General features: G+C 63.7%; 12 protein-coding genes. 6 read left to right on the top strand and 6 right to left on the bottom strand.

Features of this window, described 5'->3' with window-relative positions:
• Positions 1–39 precede the first annotated feature (39 nt).
• Together PHO31112_RS02265 and PHO31112_RS02260 are read left to right on the top strand one after the other, a co-directional pair.
• Positions 40–1923 (top strand): phosphoenolpyruvate carboxykinase (GTP), encoded by a 1884-nt coding sequence (locus PHO31112_RS02265; protein ID WP_246177630.1) that lies wholly within the window; start codon positions 40–42, stop codon positions 1921–1923.
• 263 nt (positions 1924–2186) lie between these two features.
• Complete coding sequence (locus PHO31112_RS02260) at positions 2187–2387, top strand: FitA-like ribbon-helix-helix domain-containing protein (RefSeq protein WP_246177628.1); 201 nt, start codon at positions 2187–2189, stop codon at positions 2385–2387.
• A gap of 199 nt (positions 2388–2586) precedes the next feature.
• Here PHO31112_RS02260 and PHO31112_RS02250 read toward each other — a convergent pair whose 3' ends face one another.
• Together PHO31112_RS02250 and PHO31112_RS02245 are read right to left on the bottom strand one after the other, a co-directional pair.
• The gene (locus tag PHO31112_RS02250; RefSeq protein ID WP_010805664.1) at positions 2587–3219 is read right to left on the bottom strand and encodes a response regulator; all 633 of its coding nucleotides are present in this window, start codon (positions 3217–3219) and stop codon (positions 2587–2589) included.
• Complete coding sequence (locus PHO31112_RS02245) at positions 3216–4601, bottom strand: cache domain-containing protein (RefSeq protein WP_150618985.1); 1386 nt, start codon at positions 4599–4601, stop codon at positions 3216–3218. The genes PHO31112_RS02250 and PHO31112_RS02245 overlap by 4 nt, the downstream gene beginning before the upstream one ends.
• Before the next feature lie 356 nt (positions 4602–4957).
• Between PHO31112_RS02245 and PHO31112_RS02240 the strand changes: the two genes are divergently transcribed.
• Complete coding sequence (locus PHO31112_RS02240) at positions 4958–7024, top strand: carbon starvation CstA family protein (protein ID WP_150618984.1); 2067 nt, start codon at positions 4958–4960, stop codon at positions 7022–7024.
• 16 nt (positions 7025–7040) lie between these two features.
• Positions 7041–7238, top strand: a complete 198-nt coding sequence (locus tag PHO31112_RS02235) for a YbdD/YjiX family protein (protein ID WP_150618983.1) — start codon at positions 7041–7043, stop codon at positions 7236–7238.
• Between the two features lie 101 nt (positions 7239–7339).
• On the opposite strand, the gene hemN is transcribed toward PHO31112_RS02235, so the two are convergent.
• On the bottom strand, positions 7340–8887 hold the full coding sequence (gene hemN / locus PHO31112_RS02230) for an oxygen-independent coproporphyrinogen III oxidase (protein WP_246177626.1): 1548 nt from the start codon (positions 8885–8887) through the stop codon (positions 7340–7342).
• A gap of 424 nt (positions 8888–9311) precedes the next feature.
• On the opposite strand from hemN, the gene PHO31112_RS02225 reads away from it, so the two are divergent.
• On the top strand, positions 9312–10280 hold the full coding sequence (locus tag PHO31112_RS02225; protein WP_150618982.1) for a LysR family transcriptional regulator: 969 nt from the start codon (positions 9312–9314) through the stop codon (positions 10278–10280).
• A gap of 100 nt (positions 10281–10380) precedes the next feature.
• Here PHO31112_RS02225 and PHO31112_RS02220 read toward each other — a convergent pair whose 3' ends face one another.
• The 3 genes from PHO31112_RS02220 to dprA form a co-directional block, all read right to left on the bottom strand.
• Entirely contained in the window at positions 10381–13077 is a 2697-nt protein-coding gene (locus PHO31112_RS02220) for a DNA topoisomerase III (RefSeq protein ID WP_150618981.1), read from the bottom strand.
• Positions 13078–13303: 226 nt separating this feature from the next.
• Positions 13304–13693, bottom strand: coding sequence for a thioredoxin family protein (locus tag PHO31112_RS02215; RefSeq protein ID WP_150618980.1), 390 nt, complete (start codon positions 13691–13693; stop codon positions 13304–13306).
• A 101-nt stretch (positions 13694–13794) separates the two neighbouring features.
• Complete coding sequence (dprA, locus tag PHO31112_RS02210; protein ID WP_150618979.1) at positions 13795–15069, bottom strand: DNA-processing protein DprA; 1275 nt, start codon at positions 15067–15069, stop codon at positions 13795–13797.
• A gap of 270 nt (positions 15070–15339) precedes the next feature.
• Here dprA and def point away from each other — a divergent pair, with 270 nt between their 5' ends.
• Entirely contained in the window at positions 15340–15843 is a 504-nt protein-coding gene (gene def / locus PHO31112_RS02205; RefSeq protein ID WP_150618978.1) for a peptide deformylase, read from the top strand.
• The last annotated feature ends 9 nt before the right edge of the window (positions 15844–15852 follow it).

Raw genomic sequence — 15852 nt, 5'->3', positions numbered from 1 at the left:
TCCGCATCGACTTCTCGACTCTGCATGGAGACAACCCCCATGACGCAAGCCAGTGTGAGCGCCAGCGCGCTCGACGCCTCCTCGTCCAATGTCGCTACACGTGATCTGCCCACCTGGGTGCGTCACCGCAAGCTGATCGACTGGGTATCGCACATCGCGGCGATCACCCAGCCTGAGCGTGTTGTCTGGTGCGACGGCTCGCAGGAGGAATACGACCGTCTGTGCGAACAGATGGTGGCCGCCGGCACGATGACGCGGCTCAACCCCGCCAAGCGTCCGAATTCGTTCCTCGCGCTGTCCGATCCGTCGGATGTGGCGCGTGTGGAAGACCGCACGTTCATCTGTAGCGAAAAGCGCGAAGACGCCGGTCCGACCAACCACTGGATCGATCCGCGTGAGATGCGCACGACGCTCGACGGCCTGTTCGCGGGCTGCATGCGCGGTCGCACGATGTACGTCGTGCCGTTCTCGATGGGGCCGCTCGGTTCGCCGATTGCGCATATCGGCGTGGAATTGTCCGATACGCCTTACGTGGTGGTGAACATGCGCATCATGACGCGCATGGGCCGCGCCGTGTACGACGTGCTTGGCACCGACGGCGCGTTCGTGCCGTGCGTGCACACGGTCGGCAAGCCGCTTGCGGCCGGTGAGAAGGACGTGGCCTGGCCGTGCAACACGACGAAGTACATCGTTCACTTCCCGGAAACCCGTGAGATCTGGAGCTATGGCTCGGGCTACGGCGGCAACGCGCTGCTGGGCAAGAAGTGCTTTGCGCTGCGCATCGCCTCGAAGATGGGCCGCGACGAAGGCTGGCTGGCCGAACACATGCTGATTCTTGGCGTGACGTCGCCCGAGGGCAAGAAGTATCACGTGGCGGCGGCGTTCCCGTCGGCATGCGGCAAGACCAACTTCGCGATGCTGATTCCGCCGAAGGGCTTCGACGGCTGGAAGGTCGAGACCCTCGGCGACGACATCGCCTGGATCAAGCCGGGCAAAGACGGCCGTCTGTACGCGATCAACCCGGAAGCCGGCTTCTTCGGCGTGGCGCCGGGCACGAGCGAGAAGACCAACCCGAACGCGCTGGCCACGCTCGGCGAGAACGTCATTTTCACCAACGTGGCGCTGACCGACGATGGCGACGTGTGGTGGGAAGGCCTGACCGACACGCCGCCTGCTCATCTGATCGACTGGCAGGGCAAGGACTGGACACCGGAAAGCGGGAAGGCGACAGGCCGCAAGGCAGCGCATCCGAATTCGCGCTTCACTGCGCCGGCGTCGCAATGTCCGTCGATCGATGCCGGCTGGGAAAACCCGGCCGGTGTGGCGATCGACGCATTCATTTTCGGCGGCCGCCGCTCCACGACTGTGCCGCTGGTGACCGAAGCCCGCGACTGGACCGAAGGGGTGTACATGGCCGCGACGATGGGCTCGGAGACGACTGCCGCTGCGGCGGGCCAGCAGGGCGTGGTGCGTCGCGATCCGTTCGCTATGCTGCCGTTCTGCGGCTACAACATGAGCGACTACTTCCAGCACTGGCTCGACACCGGCGCGCACCTCGACAAGACGGGCGCGAAGCTGCCGAAGATCTATTGCGTGAACTGGTTCCGCAAGGGGGCCGACGGCAAGTTCGTGTGGCCGGGCTTCGGCGAGAACATGCGTGTGCTGGCATGGATGCTCGGCCGTATCGACGGCACGGCGCAGGGGGTGGAGAACGCGTTTGGCATCACGCCGCGCTACGAAGATCTGAACTGGAACGGCCTGTCGTTCACGCAGGCACAGTTCGACGATGTGACGTCGATGGAGCCGGCCGCATGGCATGAGGAGCTGAAACTTCACGCCGAGTTGTTCGATACGCTCAAGCATCACCTGCCGCAGGCGCTGCTCGACACGAAGGCCGACATCGAGCGTCGCCTGAAGTCGTGATTCGTCTGATATCGCGGCGGTAGTGCACTGACCCTGTGCGATTACCGGTATCGGCGGCAGCGCCAACGGGGTGCACCACACGATCCCATCGAGGGAATCCTCGGTGGGATTTTTTTATTGTCTTGTGATCCTTCCGAAAGCTGCACCGGGCGAGGTTTTGGCCGGTTTTCGAAAGTTCTCCGGTGCTAGCATTTCTCCTGTTGTTCGGGTGTTCAATTCGGACGCCGACTTTTGTTGATGAATGAAGGGAGGGGCGTATGCACATGATGTTGATCGAGGGGATTGATGAACCGCTCATGAGATCGATCCGATCGCGCGCGGCATTGCATGACAGAACGCCGGAGGCAGAGGTGCTGGCCATTCTGGATAACGTGGCGAGGCTTCCGGGGTTCCGATGCGTCGGGGAAGCGATCATGAATTTCCCTAACGTCGGACTCGACAGCGATTTCGCGCGTGTCAATTGAGCCAATTGAGTACTGCAATGTATCTGTTCGATACGAACGTGATCAGTGAGTGCAGGAAGTTGAGGGGAGGTGACGTTGGTGTACAGCGATTCATTCGTCGTAGTGATGCGTAACGTCAAGGATTTCTCCGGCACAGGCGTGGAGGTGTACAACCCGTTTCAGCAGTAGATCGATGCCGGGCGATTGTCCCGTCGACACCTTACAGTCGATTCTCCACCGCGAATTTGATCAACTCCGCTTGCCCTTCGATGCCGAGCTTGCGCTTGATATTGAGCCGATGGGTTTCCACGGTCCGGACCGACAAATCCATTTCCGTCGCAATCTGTTTGTTCGCCAGTCCGCGGGCGATACGCGTGAGGATTTCACGTTCGCGGGGCGTGAGCGAATCGATCGGCGCATGCGACGTCGAGGCCTGCACCACGCGCGCAGCAATGGCGGCGCTGTAGTACGCATCGCCGCGAGCGACGCGTTCGATGGCGGTCACGATCTCGTGCGCGGGCGCGTCTTTGAGCACGTAGCCGCGTGCACCGGCGCGAACGGCCTGACGCACGTATTCGGCATTGTCGTGCATCGAGAGTATCAACACGGCGATGTGCGGAAACTGCTCGCGGAACTGGGCTGTCAGTTCGATACCATTCGTGCCGCGCATGCTGATGTCCATCAGCGCGAGATCAGGCGACGATGTTTTCGCTCGCGTGAGCGCTTCCTGCGCATTGCCCGCTTCCCCCACGACCTGAAGATTGGGCGAGGCGTCGAAGCGCGCACGGAGTCCGTCGCGGACGAGCGGGTGATCGTCGATCAGCAGCAATCGGATAGGGTGAGCTTGCGTCATTTGCGTGTTGTTGCACGAAGCGCCGCTTTCGCGGCGGCAGGCGTGAGAGGTACCCACGCACTGACGGTGGTAAGACCGGGCCACGACTGAATACCGAGTACGCCGCCGACGGCGTCCAGGCGTTCACGCATGTTGCGCAGGCCGATGCCGTGACGGGGATCGTGGTGCACGTCGGACACGTCGAAGCCGCGTCCGTCGTCGGCAATCGACAGATGAATGCCGTCGGACTTGAAGATCAGCAGAATCGAGACGCGCGACGCCTGCGCATGGCGCTCGATGTTGGTGAGCGCCTCCTGCGCGATGCGGTAGAGCATCGTCTTGATGTTGTCGTCCAGAACGGGGGCGTCGCCCTCGACATTCATCTCGACCGGAAGCCCTGCGTGCGAGCCGAATTCCCGTGCGAGCTGATCGATGGCGGCAGCCAGACCGAGATCGTCGAGCATGGCCGGGCGTAACGCCTGCGAGATGCGGCGCACTTCGCCGAGCGTGCCGTTCAGCCGCTCGATGGCAACGCCCAACGTGGTGCTGGCGGCGGCGGGTGAGCCCGGCAGACGCATTGATGCCGACTCGAGCAGCAGCTTGACCGAGACCAGGAGCTGGCTGATGCCGTCGTGCAACTCGCGCGAGATACGCGATCGCTCGAGTTCCTGCGACTCCACGACCTGACGCGCCAGTTGGCGCAGCTTCGCGTCGGCAGTCTTGAGTTCGGTGATGTTCACGACGAGCCCGCACAGGCCGACGATTGCCAGACAAGATGAAGCGATGAGCGTGATCCAGATCAGCGTGCGATCGATGTTCGCCTGCGCACGCTCGTCCGACTCACGCAGCGTGGCTTCGACATCGTCGAGATAAATGCCCGTGCCGATCATCCAGTTCCAGCGTGGCAGGGCAATGACGTAGCCGAGCTTCGGCGTCATTTGCTGGCGGGACGGTTTCTCCCACGGGTACTGCACGTAGCCGCCGCCCGCGCGTGCCGCTGCAATCAAGCGTTGGATGGTGGGGGCGCCCGACTCGTCCCTGAGCGACCAGAGGTTGTGGCCGACCAGCTCGGGCTGACGCGGATGCATCAGGCTGCGGCCTTCGAGATCGTAGACGAAGAAGTAGCCGTCCTTGCCGAATTCCATGCGGGCAAGGGTGGCGAGGGCCTGTTCGCGCGCGGCAGGGGTGTCGGGGCCGTTGTACAGCGGCTCGATGGCATTGCGCGCCAGACCCACGTAATGCAGCAGCTCGGCCCGCTTGTTGGCCAGCGACGTGGTTTGCACGGCTTCGTGCTGCGCGCGCGAAAGCTCGTTGCCTTGATGCCGTACCGCCAGCGCGATGGCGACCATGGCCAATGCGACCGGTAACAGTGCCAGGACGAAAAATTTCTGTCGGAGATTCATGCCATTCGAAAAGCCTGCAATGCCGTGTTCCACAGCATTTGGCTACGTAGTAGCACGTAGCGGACCTGCGTAGTTCCGCGCTTGTGGCGCAGTGGGCAAACGCCAATACTACACGCCGAATCGTGGCCGGGGCTGCCGAGTTGTATCTCGCAAGTGTTGCGCAACTTCATATGTCCGCATGTGGCGTTTGCGCGCAACGCCGCCGGTTCTCGCTGTACACAGACCCCCGAAAGAAGGGCGTTCGCAGCGAGCCGCGATTCGAGGCGTCTCGATGGCGCCACACCAAGAGGCGGGACAGTGCTGCAACGGCACGGTTCCGGGTTGCTGCCCGCAGGAGGCAGTTCCGAGGAGAGACAATGAATCGCATCTGGCAACAACTGCCCTGGGCAGCGGTGGCCGTCGTCGGCGCTTGCGCGCTTGGCACGGTAGCACTCTCGCGCGGCGAAACCGTCAGCGCACTCTGGATCGTGATCGCAGCCATCTGCGTTTATCTGATCGCTTATCGTTTCTACAGCAAGTTCATCGCCACGCGTGTGGTGCAACTCGACGGTACGCGCATGACGCCGGCCTGGCGTCATAACGACGGACTGGACTACGTGCCGACCAATCGCTACGTGCTGTTCGGTCACCACTTCGCCGCAATCGCCGGCGCGGGGCCGCTCGTGGGCCCGGTGCTCGCCGCGCAGATGGGTTATCTGCCGGGCATGTTGTGGATTCTCGCCGGGGTGGTGTTCGCTGGCGCGGTGCAGGACTTCATGGTGCTGTTCATCTCCACGCGTCGCGACGGCCGTTCGCTGGGCGATCTCGTGAAGTCCGAACTCGGCATGATCCCTGGTGTGATCGCGTTGTTCGGTGCCTTCCTCATCATGATCATCATTCTCGCCGTGTTGGCGCTGATCGTGGTCAAGGCGCTCGCGGGCTCGCCGTGGGGCACGTTCACCGTCGGGCTGACGATTCCGATCGCGCTCTTCATGGGCATCTACACGCGTTTCATTCGCCCGGGCCGTATCGGCGAGGTGTCGATCATCGGCTTCGTGATGCTGATGGCCGCGATCTACTTCGGCCAAAGCGTGCACGACAGCGCCGCACTCGCGCCGCTGTTCACGTTCGACGGCAAGCAACTCACGTGGATGTTGATCGGCTACGGCTTCGTGGCGTCCGTGTTGCCGGTGTGGCTGCTGCTCGCCCCGCGCGATTATCTGTCCACCTTCCTGAAGATCGGCACGATTCTGGCCTTGGCGATCGGCATTCTGGTGGTCGCGCCTGAGCTGAAGATGCCGGCGCTCACGCAGTTCGTCGACGGCAGCGGTCCGGTCTGGTCGGGCAAGCTGTTCCCGTTCCTCTTCATCACGATTGCGTGCGGTGCCGTCTCCGGCTTCCATGCGCTGATTTCGTCGGGCACCACGCCCAAGCTGCTCGATAACGAAGTCAACGCGCGCTTCATCGGCTACGGCGGCATGCTGATGGAGTCGTTTGTGGCCATCATGGCGCTGGTCGCGGCCTCCGTGATCGACCCCGGCGTGTACTTCGCGATGAACAGCCCGGCCGCCGTGATCGGTACGACGCCGGAAGCCGTGGCGCAAGTTGTCTCGGGCTGGGGCTTTTCCATCACGCCCGACGTGCTGACCGCCACCGCCCGCGCGGTCGGTGAGAACACGATCATCTCGCGTGCCGGCGGCGCACCGACGCTGGCCGTCGGCATGGCCCACATCCTGCATCAGGTGGCGGGCGGCGAAGCGATGATGGCGTTCTGGTATCACTTCGCCATCTTGTTCGAGGCGCTGTTCATTCTGACGGCAGTCGACGCAGGCACGCGTGCCGGCCGCTTCATGTTGCAGGATCTGCTCGGCACGTTCGTGCCGTCGCTCAAGCGTACGGAGTCGTTGCCCGCGAACCTGATCGCCACGGCACTTTGTGTCGCCGCGTGGGGCTACTTCCTGTATCAGGGGGTGGTCGATCCGCTCGGTGGCATCAATACGCTGTGGCCGTTGTTCGGCATCTCCAACCAGATGCTGGCCGCCATCGCGCTGATTCTCGCAACGTGCGTGCTCTTCAAGCTCAAGCGCGCACGCTTCGCCTGGGTGACGATCCTGCCGACGTTGTGGCTGCTCGCCTGCACGCTCACCGCCGGATGGCAGAAGATGTTCGATCCGGACCCGAAGGTCGGCTTCCTCGCCCACGCCGGGAAGTATCAGGCGGCACTCGCAGACGGCAAGCTGCTCGCACCGGCGAAGTCGGTCGCGCAGATGCAGCAGATCGTGTTCAACGATTACGTCGATGCAACGCTCGCAGGTGTCTTCATGTTCGTGGTAGTGGCCGTGGCGGTCTTCGGTCTGCGCACCATCGTCGTGGCGCGCCAGGCCAACAAGCCGACGGCCCGGGAAACGCCGTTCGAGCCGATGCCGGCCGGCCGTCAGGTCTGACACCGGGAGAGACGCCATGCTCGACGACGTCGGTAAGGTTGGCCGGTATCTCGGACAGGCCATGCGTCTGATGGTCGGCCTGCCCGACTACGAGACGTACGTGGCGCACGTGCGCGCCACGCATCCAGACCAGGAGGCCATGAGCTACGAGGCCTTCTTCCGCGAGCGCCAGGAAGCGCGCTACGGTGGCAAGAGCGGTGGACGATGCTGCTGATGCTGACGTACCGATAGCATCGCAACGTCGGCATTCACGACGAAAACGCCCGGTGGGATATCCACCGGGCGTTTCTTTTTATGATGTGAACCGCGCTTCGCTTACATCACTTTCGCGCATCGCGTGTTTGCGGCGCTGCGGCGATAGCTGTCGAAGACTTGCGCCACGACACGTACGAGCAGGCGCCCCGCAGGCAGGATGCGCAGCCCGTGGGCGTCGATGGTCACGAGGCCGTCGGCGGCCAGATCGGCCAACTCGCCCAGTTCGCTCGCGAAATAGGCGACGAAATCGATGTCGTAGGCCCGCTCGATGTCGGCGAAGCTCAGCGACATATTACACATGAGACGCGAAATGACGTCGCGCCGGATGTGGTCGTCTTCATCGAGGCGCACGCCGCGCGTGATGGCGAGTCCGCCCGAATCGACGGCGTCGTAATAGGTCTTCAGGGTCTTGGCGTTCTGTGCGTAGCTATCGCCCACACGGCCAATGGCCGACATGCCGACGCCGATAAGATCGCAATCCGCCCGCGTGCTGTATCCCTGGAAGTTGCGATGCAGGGTGCCGGCCGCTTGCGCGCGCGCGAGTTCGTCGTCGGGCCGGGCGAAGTGATCCATGCCGATGTAGACGTAGCCCGCCGCCGTCAGGCGGGCGATGATCGTCTGCAACAGCGCCAGCTTTTGCGGGCCGTCCGGCAAGGTGTCGGGCAAGCAACGCTGCATCTTGAACTGCTGCGGCAGATGCGCATAGCTGAAGACCGACAGGCGTTCGGGCGCCATCTCGATCACGGCGTCGAGCGTGTTGGAAAACGACTCGGGCGTCTGGTGCGGCAAGCCGTAAATCAAATCGAAGTTGACCGAACGGAAGCCGCAGCTTCGCGCGGCATCGAGTGCCGCTTCGACCAGCGCGCGCGGTTGCACGCGATGAATGGCTTCCTGAACGCGAGGGTCGAAATCCTGTACGCCGATGGACAGGCGATTGAAGCCAAGCGCACGTAGGGCACGAATCGACGCGGGACCCGCGCTGCGGGGATCGATCTCGATGGAGTATTCGGCGCTGTCGCCGGTCGTCATCACGAACTGACGGCCGATGGCGTCGATGAGCGAGGCGATCTGTTCCAACGCAAGGAAGGTGGGCGTGCCACCGCCCCAATGCATCTGCGCGAGCGTGCGGCCCGCGCCGAGCAGCGACGCCTGACGCGCAATCTCCAAGTGCAGGCGCTCGACGTAGGCTTCGGCATGGGCGCGATTGTTGGTGACGATTTTGGTGCACGCGCAATAGAAGCACACGGTGTCGCAGAACGGAACGTGTACGTAGAGCGAGAGCGGCTTGCCGGTGCGTTTGGACTGGGCCGCCGCGCGCGCGTAGTCGCTGGCGCCGAAATCGTCGTGGAATTGCAGCGCCGTCGGGTACGACGTGTAGCGCGGCCCGTTGACGTCATACCGGCCGAGCAGCCGCGCATCGAAGTGAATCGGGGCGGGCGGGATGGCGAGGGCTGTTTGCGGCGCCGAACGTGTCGCGCACCGCGATTGTCCATGTCCTTCGGTGGACGCGTGCGACGTGCAGCCGGGGCACCGCGAACCGGCGGTGCGTGGTTCGCCGGTGGCTGAGGCGTTGGTGCACGGCGTCGACAAAAGGGGGAAGGAGTTCATGACGAAGCCTGTAACGATCGGTGATAGTCGACTGTAGCGTCGCGGCGAACGCCGCGCCCTGACCTGCGTCAAACCTCTCGCTGGCAGCCGGTAAGCTGCGCGCGAATGGCGTGATTCGAGGTGAAGCTGCGTCAAAACTGCCGTCGGATGCAGATTCGGACATCACGATGTGCATGCCACGCGGCGGCCGTGCACCGAGATCGTTGCCGTGTCGGGCAAATTTTGGCCGTCTACGGTAAGCTACGCGTTGTTGAAGTCTCCCCGCCGTGTCGACATCCCTGGCGGCACGCGCGCCGCGCGCCCCGGAACGGTTCGGGGTGGCGGTCCGGCCGGTGCCCGCGGGTATCCTCAGTGCCGGTGAATCACCGGTCCGCCCATGCTCGTTTTTGCCTGAACGACGCGGCACATCACGATTGGAAAGAACATGGACCGACTGCAATCGATGCGCGTTTTCGTCAAGGTGGCCGACAACGGGAGCTTTGCCCGTACGGCTGCCCAGATGGATCTGTCGGCGGCCGTGGTCACGCGGCACGTCGCCGAACTGGAATCGCATCTCGGCGTTCGTCTTCTCAACCGCACGACTCGCAGCCTGTCGCTGACCGGCGCGGGACAGGTGTATCTCGAACGCTGCCGGCAAATCATCGACGAAGTCGACGAGGCAGACGCCCTCATCTCCAGCGCGTCGCGCGATCCCAAAGGCACCCTGAAGGTTGTTGCCCCGGTCTCGTTCGGTTTGCGCAACCTCGCCCCGCTCGTCAAAAAGTACCAGGAGATGCACCCGAAAGTGGTGGTCGATCTCACGCTGACCGATCGTGCGATTGATCTGGTGGAAGAAGGCTACGACTGCGGCATTCTGCTCACACGCATGATAAATAGCGAAAGCCTGATCTCGCGTGTGCTTGCCGAGACGCGCGTGATGCTGTGCGCATCGCCCGCGTACGTCGCCGAGCACGGCGAGCCCGTGACGCCGCAGGAACTGGGCGAGCACGGCGTGCTGGGCCTGCCGAACGACTTCTGGAGCGACGATCGCGTGTTCGCCGGCCCGGATGGTGAAGTGCGTGTGCGCGTGCAGAACAAGTTCATCTGCAACAACACGGCACTGTTGCGCCAGTCGGTGCTGTTGGGGCACGGCATTGCGTTCTTGCCGTCGTATCTCGTGGGGAACGACGTGCGCGACGGCGATCTCGTCGCGCTGCTGCGCAACTTCTCGCAGACACCGGTCGATGTCTCGCTGGTCTACCCGAGCCGCAAGTATCTGTCGGCCAAGACGCGTGGCTTCATCGATCTGACGGTCGAATATTTCCGTCAGAACGAAGGTATCTCGGCCGCCGAGCGCTGGGTGCCGCCCAAACTGCCGTCGTCGGCCGCGCCGATTACCGAAATTCCAGTGTGACATCCGTCGCACCGCCAGACGGCAAAACGGCCACTCCCGTGAGGAAGTGGCCGTTTTTCATTGCCCCGTGGAGGACGGCGTAACGCGATGCTCGACCTGCTTAGAACGGTGCGTCGTCGTCGTCGAAAGCGGCAGCGTCGTCCGATGCCTCCGAAGCCGGCTTCGGGGCCGGTTTGGCCTTCGCTGTCGTCTTCCGGGCGGCTGTTTTCTTCGCCGGCACCTTGGCGGCAGCGGTCTTCGACGCTGTCTTGCGCGCCGGTGCGGCCTTCTCGTCGCCCTCGGCGTCGCCTGTCTTCGCCGCCGTCTTCTTCGGGGCCTTCGCCTCGAATTCGAAGCCGATGGTGCCGTCCTTCTGCTTGGCCAGATAGGCCTTGAACGTGCGGCCCGTGCGCGACGACTTGAAGTTCGTCAGCAGATCCGTCTTGCCTTCGGTCAGCAACTTGTGAATCTGCTCGCGCGTGATCTCCTGCTGGAGAATCACCTTGCCCGACGTGAAATCGCAGGTCTTCGGGTTCGCGACCGCGTTCTCGCAGACATAACGCATGCCGTGCTCGAATACGCGCCCACCGCACTTCGGACATCTGCCGACCGGCTCATGTCCCGTGAAGTCCGGGGCTTCGCCGTCTTCGTCGCCATTGTCCTGGCCGAAGTCGAACTCGAGCTTGTAGCCCATCTCGTCATCGGGCGAGAGCTTGAGAATGGCCGAGAACGGACGTCCCATCTTGCTGCGAAAACCCGACAGCGGTCCGATCGTCTTGTTTTTGAGCAGTTCTTCGACTTCCGGGATTTCGAACTGCCGTCCGCCCGGGATCTTCGAGATCGAGAAGCTGCAATTCGTGCACGCGAAACGACGGTAGTTCTCTTTGACCACACCGCCGCAATGCGGGCACGGCGTGGTGAGCGTTGCGTAGTCGCCGGGGATCGTGTCCGAGTCGTATTCCTTCGCACGCTTGACGATGGTCTGCGTCATTTGTGCGATCTCGTGCATGAACTCATCGCGCTTGAGGCCGCCGCGCTCGATCTGCGAGAGCTTGGCTTCCCACTCGCCCGTGAGTTCGGGCAGCGTGAGTTCGTCCACGCCGAGGCCGCGCAGCAGCGTCATCAACTGGAACGCCTTGGCCGTCGGGTGCAGCTCGCGGCCTTCGCGCACGAGGTACTTTTCGGTCAGCAAGCCTTCGATGATGGCCGCACGCGTGGCGGGTGTGCCGAGTCCCTTGCCCGCCATCGCCTCACGCAGCTCACCATCTTCGACCAGCTTGCCGGCGCCTTCCATGGCGGAGAGCAGTGTCGCTTCGCTGTAGCGCGCCGGGGGCTTGGTCTGCAGGCCGACGGCTTCGACCTTGTCCACGCCGACCTTCTCGTCCTTGGCGACCGGCACGAGGTTCGGCTGTTCTTCCTTGCCGTCCTTGCCGTCTTTCCCGTCGCCCGCGCCTTCCTTGCCGTAGATGGCGAGCCAGCCGGCGTTGACCAGCACCTTGCCTTCGGTCTTGAAGTGATGACCGACCACTTCGGTGATGCGGGTCGTCACCAGAGACTCGGCCGCCGGGAAGAACACCGCCAGGAAGCGCTTGACCACGAGGTCGTACAGCTTCTGCTCCGGCTCGGAGAGGTTCTTCGGCGCTTGCAGCGTCGGGATGATGGCAAAGTGATCGCTGATCTTGCTGTTGTCGAAGATCCGCTTGTTCGGCTTGACCCAGTCCTTGCTCAGGACCTGGCTGGCGAACTGGTGATAATTGTTGCTCTCCTTGAGCACGGCCATCGTCTCTTTGACGGTGTCCAGATAGTCTTCCGGCAGGGCGCGTGCGTCGGTACGCGGGTACGTCAGCACCTTGTGCTTTTCGTACAGCGCCTGCGCCAGACCCAGTGTGTTCTTCGCGGAGAAACCGAAGCGGCTGTTGGCTTCGCGTTGCAGGCTCGTCAGATCGAACAGCAGCGGCGAGAGTTGCGACGTCGGCTTCGATTCTTCCGTGACCGTGCCGTGCTTGCCACGTACCGCGGCCACGACCGATTCGGCCGCTGCCACGCTCCAGAGGCGCGAGTCGCGCTGCTCCGGATCGAATTCGTTGCGCTTGAAGTTCGGGTCGAACCAGCGGCCTTCGTAGAAGCCCGCGGCGGCGACGAACTCGGCCTTCACTTCCCAGTAGTCGCGCGATACGAACTTGCGAATCTTCTCTTCGCGCTCCACCACGATCGACAGCGTCGGCGTTTGCACGCGACCGACTGTCGTCAGGAAGAAGCCGCCACCCTTGCTGTTGAAGGCGGTCATGGCGCGCGTGCCGTTGATGCCCACCAGCCAGTCGGCCTCGGCACGGCTGCGTGCGGCGTCGGCCAGCGGCAACATGTCGTCGTCGGTACGCAGGCGCTTGAAGCCGTCGCGAATCGACTGCGGCGTCATCGATTGCAGCCACAAACGCTGGACCGGCTGCTTTGCCTTCGCGTGCTGCGCAATCAGACGGAAAATCAGTTCCCCTTCGCGCCCCGCGTCACAGGCATTGATCAGGACATCGATGTCCTTGCGCTTGATAAGACGGGTGAGCACCTTCAGACGCGATTCGCTCTTGGCAATCGGCTTGAGGTCGAAGTGCGGGGGAATCACGGGCAGGTTGGCGAAGCTCCACTTGCCGCGTTTGACTTCATAGTCTTCCGGCGCGCCGATTTCGACGAGGTGGCCAACCGCCGACGAGACGACGTAATCGTCGTTCTCGAAGTACTCGTCATGCTTGGTAAAGCCGCCCAACGCCCGCGCGATGTCATTCGCGACAGACGGTTTCTCGGCAATGATCAGAGCTTTTGACATGACGTTAGGTAATGTTGAGGGGGTGTCGCCAAGCGACATTCGTTGGCTTTATAACATATAGCCAATCCGGCGTTGCCGTCGGATCGGGCACAAGGGGTGCCTGAAAGCGGCACATCATAAGCGCGTCGCAGGCCGGCGGCAAGCGCGGGGCCGGTGGGGCGACGTCAGGCAAGAGGCGCGGCACCCTGCCGCGCCCGGCGTTCCGGTTGTGGGGTTCCGGCAGGCATTATCCGGCAAGGAGATGCTCGCGCAGCGCGGGGGCGATAACGGTGGCGTCGCCCAGCACGCGGGCGTCGAGCATGCGCTCGAGAATGCCGACGGCGGGCAGCACCGGACCGAAGAAACGCGCCTGTCCGGCCGGCTGCGGCGCGTCCTGAACCAGCAACGTCGGGAAATTCTCGATGTCGTGATCGTCGAGCCAGTCGGCGTGCGTCTCGATGTCCACCCAGACGAAACACAATTCCGGATGACTGGCCGCCAGTTGTTCGAACGTCTGCGCGTACTCGCGGCAGGTGCCGCACCACGCCGCGCACAAGCAGGCCACGAGACGCGTGTTGTCATTGGCCAGTGCGGCGGCCAGCGCAGAACGGTCGGCGACGGGATCGAAAACGGGCATGGTGTCGGTGATATTGGTATCTCAGTATTTGGGAAGCGTGATCGTCTGCGATGCCCCGGTCTTGCATGATTCGGTCTCGACCTCGGCAGGCAGCGCATTCGCTAGCGTACGCCCATGGCTGTCAGCCGGACAAACCGGCCGCCGGGCAGGCGAGCGATCCGGCCATCGAGTTCGAGCGCGCTCAGGTGTGCGAGCACTGCGCCGGCTCCCATGCCGGTGCGCTCGCAGAGGGTGTCCGCGCTGACGGGATCATAACCCAGTGCCTCCACGATCGCCGTCATGCCCGGTAGCACGCTCGCAGACGCCGTCACGGTGGCATGGACAGTGGGTACGCCGTGAGCGTTCCCGTCGTTGTCCACGTCGTTCTGGCCGGCCGCTTGCGGCCCTTGTGGCGCGTGCTTTTGTCCAGGAGGGCGCACACGCCCCTCGCCAGACCCCTTTGCGTTGGCCTTCGCGCCAAGCGGCACGATGCCCAGCGCCTCGAAGACGTCTTCGGGGGAAGTCACGAGCGTCGCGCCATCCCGGATCAACGTGTGACAGCCCTGGCTTTGCGGCGCGTGGATCGAGCCGGGAATGGCGAGCACGTCCCGGCCCAGTTCGCCCGCCAGACGCGCCGTGATGAGCGAGCCCGAGTGCGTTGCGGCTTCCACGACCACCGTGCACCGCGCCAACGCCGCAATCAAGCGGTTGCGGCGCGGGAAGTGATCCGGCCGGGGTGGTGTGCCGATCGGGAATGCGGAAAGTAACAGGCCGTGCTCCGCGATGCGCCCGGCGAGCGCGCGATGGCGCGCCGGGTAGACGATGTCGGCGCCCGTCCCGACGACCGCACAGGTGCGTCCCGCCGTCTCCAGCGCGCCCTCGTGCGCGGCGGCGTCGATGCCGGCGGCCAGTCCGGACACGACGGTAACGCCTGCCTGCCCCAGCACGCGTGCGAAATGCCGTGCGTTGTCGCGACCTTGGGGCGTGGCGCGGCGGCTGCCGACGAGGGCTGCCGCCATGTCGCCCGCCCGGTTCGGCAGACCGATGTCGCCGCGGCAATAAAGGATGGGAGGGGCGTCGCCGAGCGTCAGGAGCGCGCGTGGATAGGCCGGTTCGGACAACGTCACGACGGCACACCCCGGCCGGCTGGCCCAGTCGATGGTGTGGGCGATCTGTGCGGCCAAATCGGTGCAAACCGGTGCCAGCAACCGGGCTACGACGTCATTGGGCACGACGTGAGCGAGGTCGCGGCGTGGCGCGCGAAAGACCGCCTCGGGCGGCCCGAAGGCCGCCAATAGACGCCGTATTGCCGCGGGCGGCACGCCGGGCGTGTGACACAGCCGCAGCCAGTCCTTGATTTCCGCGCCGTCGGCACCGATTTGATTGCTATTGGGCATTTGGGGGGGGGCTTTCGCCAGCGACGCCGGCGATGGTGCCGGAACCAGCGTCAGAAAGGGCGTCGGAGCGGGCGTTTCGGGCCGGCAGGGTATCGCCGGCCACCAGCGCCGACAAGGGCGCTATGCTAAAATTTTTCATTATCCGGTAAGCATTGACCGGGGGGCCAAGGGTGGCATCCGCAGCGGCGCGAGCCTCGCGACGCAGTCACCATTGCAAGATTGTGCGTTCGCGGCCACCCCAAGGCAATGCGGCGAATTCCCGTTTTCATCATGGCATTACTGACAATTCTTCAATATCCCGATCCGCGTCTGCATAAGGTGGCCAAGCCGGTCGCCCAGGTCGACGACCGGATCCAGCAACTCGTCAAGGACATGGCCGAGACCATGTACGACGCCCCCGGCATCGGCCTTGCGGCAACGCAGGTCGACGTGCACGAGCAGGTCATCGTGATGGATCTCTCGGAAACGCGCGACGAACTGCGCGTGTTCATCAACCCCGAGATCGTCTGGCGCAGTGACGAACAGAAGGTCTACGAGGAGGGTTGCCTCTCGGTGCCCGGCATCTACGACGAAGTCGAGCGTGCCGACCGCGTGCGCGTGCGTGCCCTGAACGAGAAGGGCGAGAAGTTCGAACTCGACGCCGACGGGCTGCTCTCCGTGTGCATTCAGCACGAGATGGATCACCTCAAGGGCCGCGTGTTCGTCGAGTACCTCTCGCCGCTCAAGCGCAATCGAATCAAGCAAAAGATGAAGAAGCAGGTCGAGCGCGCCTGACCTCGCCCG

It is taken from the genome of Pandoraea horticolens, assembly GCF_902459555.1.
Classification (GTDB): domain Bacteria; phylum Pseudomonadota; class Gammaproteobacteria; order Burkholderiales; family Burkholderiaceae; genus Pandoraea; species Pandoraea horticolens.
The sequence above is the reverse complement of the archived record's forward strand: the minus strand, read 5'-3'. Positions and strand labels throughout refer to the sequence as shown.